Below are 4,611 nucleotides of genomic sequence, written 5' to 3'. Positions count from 1 at the left end.
GCTCAGGATGCCGAGCGGTTCGGTTTCGATATAGGCGCCGCAGGACGCGCGCGCGGCTGAGCCCGCGCGCCAGGCCCCCCATCACATAGTCCTCGTTGATGACCTCGATCATGCTGGCGCGGGTCGTTCGCGCGATCAGCGCGGCAGGGGCCAGACCCAGCGTCAGCGCGGGCAGGGCAAGATGGCGCAAGAGGTCGCGCACCGCGTTCCAGTCGCCCGCCAGCAAAGCGTCGAGCAGCATGAAGCCGGTTATCGGCGCGACGATCGTATCGAACGATTTCATGCCGCCGATGGGCGTCAGGTTGAGCGTCACCGAGAAGACGATGATCAGGATGATGCCGAGCCAGAAGACGGGAATCGAGATCCCCACCAGGCTGATCACGGTGGCCATTGCGTCGAACACATTGTTCCGGTTGAAGGCGGCGACGGCACCGACGGTGACGCCGACGACCGTGCCGAACAGGACCGCAAACAGCGCCAGCTCTATGGTCGCCTTGAGCTTTTCGAACACCAGCGGCAGCACCGGCTCCTGGGTGACGATGCTGCGGCCGAAATCGCCCTGGACGACGAGCGAAATCCAGTTGAGATATTGCTGATGGAACGGCAGATCCAGGCCAAGCGACTGGCGCAACTGGTCGTACTGCTCGGCCGTCGTGACGGCTTCGCCCAATATGGTGAGCACGGGGTCGCCCGGTATCGCCCGCATGAACGTGAAGATGAGCACCGAAAGCACGGCCAGGACCAAAATGCCGTTGGCCATGCGCCCGGCCAGAACCCTCAGGACATCAGCACGCATGAAGTGCGCCTCCGGTGCCGTGTCGGGCGGGCGGGGTGTGGAGGTGGCAGGCGACCATGCGCCCCTCGACCTCGGCCAGGGGCGGCACGGCGGTCTCGCAAACCCGTCCGATCTTGTCCCGGCAACGGGTGTGGAACGGGCAGCCCGTCGGCGGTTTGACGGGCGAGGGCAGTTCGCCCCGAAGCGGGGGGTCCTTGGCGCGCCGGCCCGGCTTCGGCACCGGCGTGGAAGCGATGAGCGCGCGCGTATAGGGGTGCAGGGGGCGCTTGAAGATGTCAGCCGTCTCGCCGGTTTCGACGATGCGCCCCAGATACATGACCGCCAGACGTGTGGTCATGAAACGCATCAGGTTCAGGTCGTGGGTGATGAACAGGCAGCCCAGGCGGCGCTCTTCGCGCAGCTTTGAAATCAGGTTCAAGATGATCGCCTGGACCGAGACGTCCAGCGCCGACGTGGGTTCGTCCAGCACCAGGAACCCCGGATTCAGGATGAGCGCCCGGGCAATGGCGACGCGCTGCCGCTGGCCGCCGGAAAACTCGTGCGGAAAACGGTTCATGTGGTAGCTGGCCAGGCCCACCTGCTGGAGGGCTTGCTCTATCCTGGCCAGACGCTCGGCGCGCGGGAGCCGCTTGTGGACGACCAGCGGGTCGCCGACGATATCGGCGATTGTGCGGCGCGGGTTGAGCGAGCCGTAGGGATCCTGGAACACCATCTGGATGCGGGTTCGCAGCTGACCCTGATCGATGCCGGGCAGGCTTTGGCCCTGAAACCGCACCTCGCCATGGGTCGGCGGCGTCAGCCCGATCAGAACGCGCGCGATGGTGCTCTTGCCGCAGCCGGATTCGCCGGCAAGGCCAAACATCTCGTCATTTTCGACCGTCAGATCGACGCCGTCGACCGCCTTGATCACCTTCGGCGCCTCCCAGAAACGCAGCCCGGCGGGGCGCAGCGGAAAATGCACCTTCAGTCCGCGCAGCGCGACGGCCGGCCCGGCGGCGGCTTCGACGGTTTGCCTATTCATCGATCATCGCCCGTTCGGCGTCGCCCGTCTGCTCGACCAGCGGATGATGGCAGGCCACGTCCTGTCGTGACCGGATGCGCATCACGGGCGGTCTTTGCTCGCCGCACAGCGGCGTCGCCCTTCCGCAGCGGTTGGCGAACCGGCAGCCGGCAGGCGGGTCGACCAGGTCCGGCACGGTTCCGCCGATGGCTTCCAGACGGTCGCGCTCGGGCGAGGGCAGGGCGGCCAGCAGTCGCTTTGTATAAGGGTGCGCCGGGGCGGAAAAAATGCTGTCGACCGGCCCCATCTCGACAACCCTGCCCGCATACATGACGGCGACGCGGTCGCAGTTTTCCGCCGCCACGCCCAGATCGTGGGTGATGAGGAAAAGCGCCGAGCCGAGCGTCGCCCGTGCGTGCCGCAGGACGGCGAGCACCTGCGCCTGTATCGAGACATCGAGCGCCGAGGTCGGCTCGTCGGCGACCAGCAGCCTGGCATTGCCGACGATGGCGATGGCAATCATCACCCGCTGCGCCATGCCGCCCGACAGCTCGAACGCATAGCTGTTCATCAACCGGTCCGGATCGGCGAGCCCGACCTGGCGCAGCGCCTCGTGCGCGCGGGCCCTTGCCTCGCCTCGCGACAGGCGGACATGGGCGCCGACCGCTTCGAGCAGTTGGGTGCCGACGGTAACCGTGGGGTTGAGCGCCTTCTTGGCTTCCTGGAAGATGAACGAAATCTCGCGCCCGCGTATCCGCCGCAGAGCGCGCGCGTTCATCGTCAGCACGTCGCGGTCGCCAAGGCGGATGGAACCGGCCGTCACGCGGCCGGGCGGCTCTATGAAGCCGAGCATGGCGCGCGCGGTCACGCTCTTGCCGCAGCCCGTCTCCCCGACGATGCCGACGCACTCACCCGGATAGATGGACAGATCCACCCCCTCAAGCGCCTGAACGGCGCCGCGATAGGTGTCGAACACCAGCCGCAGGTCGCGCACCTCCAGCACAGGCTCCACGGCCCTTCCATCCATGGCGCTAAACATAATGGAGCCCATTCCCTCAATCGGCGCAAACTGGATGCGAACCCGGCTCGTCTGAAACGATGCCGGCTTTGAACTGGATTTTTGCAATCGCATTCAATGATTGACGAAATTGATTAAATTTGCAAGAGTAACTCATACAACAAACTCAAATTTCATCAGGTGATCATTTTATGTCTCTGTTTGATCCAGGATGGATGATTGCCAACCAAAGACGATACGGAAAGCGATGATCATGAAGGCGTTAGGCACGACTGCGCGCGAGATGGTTTCGGCGGATCGGCTGACCGACACCGTCGAGCACCTGTGCTCCTTGGGCGAAAAGGTCGCCGGATCGAAACAGGAGGCATTGGCCTGCGAGCACATTGTCGAAAAACTGCGCAGCTATGGCTACGAGCCCAAGGTGCACGTCTTTGACTCCTACATAAGCTATCCGCGGTCGGCCGCGTTGTCGGTCAAAGGCAATGAAGAATACGAACTGGACTGCGTTGGCGTCGCCTTCGGCCTGTCCACGCCCGAGGGCGGATTTACCGAACGGGTCGTCGCCGTCGGCGATGGCGATCCGGCCGACTATGACGGCAAGGACGTTGCCGGAAAGATCGTGCTTCTCACCAAGCTGCCCTCACCCAATACGGCGGTGACGGCGGCCGAACATGGCGCCAAGGGCATGATCTGCATGTCCCGCGGCCATCAGCGTCACAAGATGATCATTTCGCCGGTTTGGGGGTCGCCGGAATTCTCCGAAGTCGACAGGATTCCGCGCGTCCATGTGGTTTCGATCACCAAGCCTGACGGCGAGCGCATCCTGGCGGACCTGGAAAAGGGGCCCGTGCGGGCCACCATCCATGCCGATACCTTCGAGGGCTGGCGCCAGGTGCGCCTGCCGACGGCGGAGCTTAAGGGGCGCGAGCCGCTCTACTCGCTGGTCGGCGCCCATTATTGCTCCTGGTTCGACGGATCGACCGACAATGTGACCGGCGATGCGTGCGTGCTGGAGCTGGCGCGCATTCTCAAGCGGTTTGACGGCGAACTTCGCTACGGGCTGAGGTTCGCATGGTGGCCCGGCCATTCCCATGGCCGGTATTCTGGCTCCACCTGGTATGCCGATACGTTCTGGCAGGATCTGCACGACAACGCGATCGTCTATTTCAATATCGACAGCCCGGGCGTGAAGGGGGCGACGGTCTATGTGCCGCGCCACCAGATGGCCGAGGTGTCCGAGTATAACGAGAAGATGACCGAGGACATCACCGGATGGACCACGCTCACCAGTTCCAATGCGCAACTGGCGCTGGGCAAGCGCGTCGACAAATATGTCAGCCCGACGCGCCCGGCCCGTGCCGCCGACCAGTCGTTCTGGGGCGTCGGATTGAGTTCGATGTCCGTCTACGGCATGCTGACCCCCGACGATGAGAACCGGGATCCCAATGTCGGCGGCTCGGGCGGCGCGTGGTGGTGGCATTCCGAGCACGAGACGGTCGACAAGTTCGATGCCGATATTCTCGTTCAGGACACAAAGCTCTACGCGTCGATCTTGCTGGGGCTTTCCAACCCCGGGGTGCTGCCCTTCAATTTGCGCCTGATCGCGCAGGACTATCTCGACGCCCTGAGGGAATATGATGAGGTGGCCGGCGCCCACCTGCCGCTGAGGGCGACCATCGCCAGGGTCGAAACGCTCAAGGACAGATTGTCGGCCCTGCACGATTGCTGCGCGGCAATGGCGACCGAAGCGGAAACGCATGCGGCCAACGTGCTTTTCCTGGGCATCGTGCGCGCGCT

General features: G+C 64.2%; 4 protein-coding genes. 1 reads left to right on the top strand and 3 read right to left on the bottom strand.

Annotated elements, in window-relative coordinates:
- The 3 genes from AC5E6L_RS14220 to AC5E6L_RS14210 all read right to left on the bottom strand — a co-directional run.
- Positions 1-796, bottom strand: a 796-nt coding sequence (locus AC5E6L_RS14220) for an ABC transporter permease (RefSeq protein WP_491774149.1), incomplete at its 3' end; no start/stop codon positions are given.
- A complete protein-coding gene (locus tag AC5E6L_RS14215) occupies positions 786-1,817 on the bottom strand; it encodes an ABC transporter ATP-binding protein (protein ID WP_491774147.1) in 1,032 nt (343 codons plus the stop codon). The genes AC5E6L_RS14220 and AC5E6L_RS14215, both read right to left, overlap by 11 nt.
- On the bottom strand, positions 1,810-2,808 hold the full coding sequence (locus AC5E6L_RS14210; protein WP_491774145.1) for an ABC transporter ATP-binding protein: 999 nt from the start codon (positions 2,806-2,808) through the stop codon (positions 1,810-1,812). Before AC5E6L_RS14210 ends, AC5E6L_RS14215 begins: the two co-directional genes overlap by 8 nt.
- Before the next feature lie 259 nt (positions 2,809-3,067).
- Between AC5E6L_RS14210 and AC5E6L_RS14205 the strand changes: the two genes are divergently transcribed.
- Positions 3,068-4,611, top strand: a 1,544-nt coding sequence (locus AC5E6L_RS14205) for a M28 family peptidase (protein WP_491774143.1), incomplete at its 3' end; no start/stop codon positions are given.

The sequence above is a fragment of the Roseitalea sp. genome, from assembly GCF_984466335.1.
This window is presented reverse-complemented; position numbering and strand designations above follow the sequence as displayed.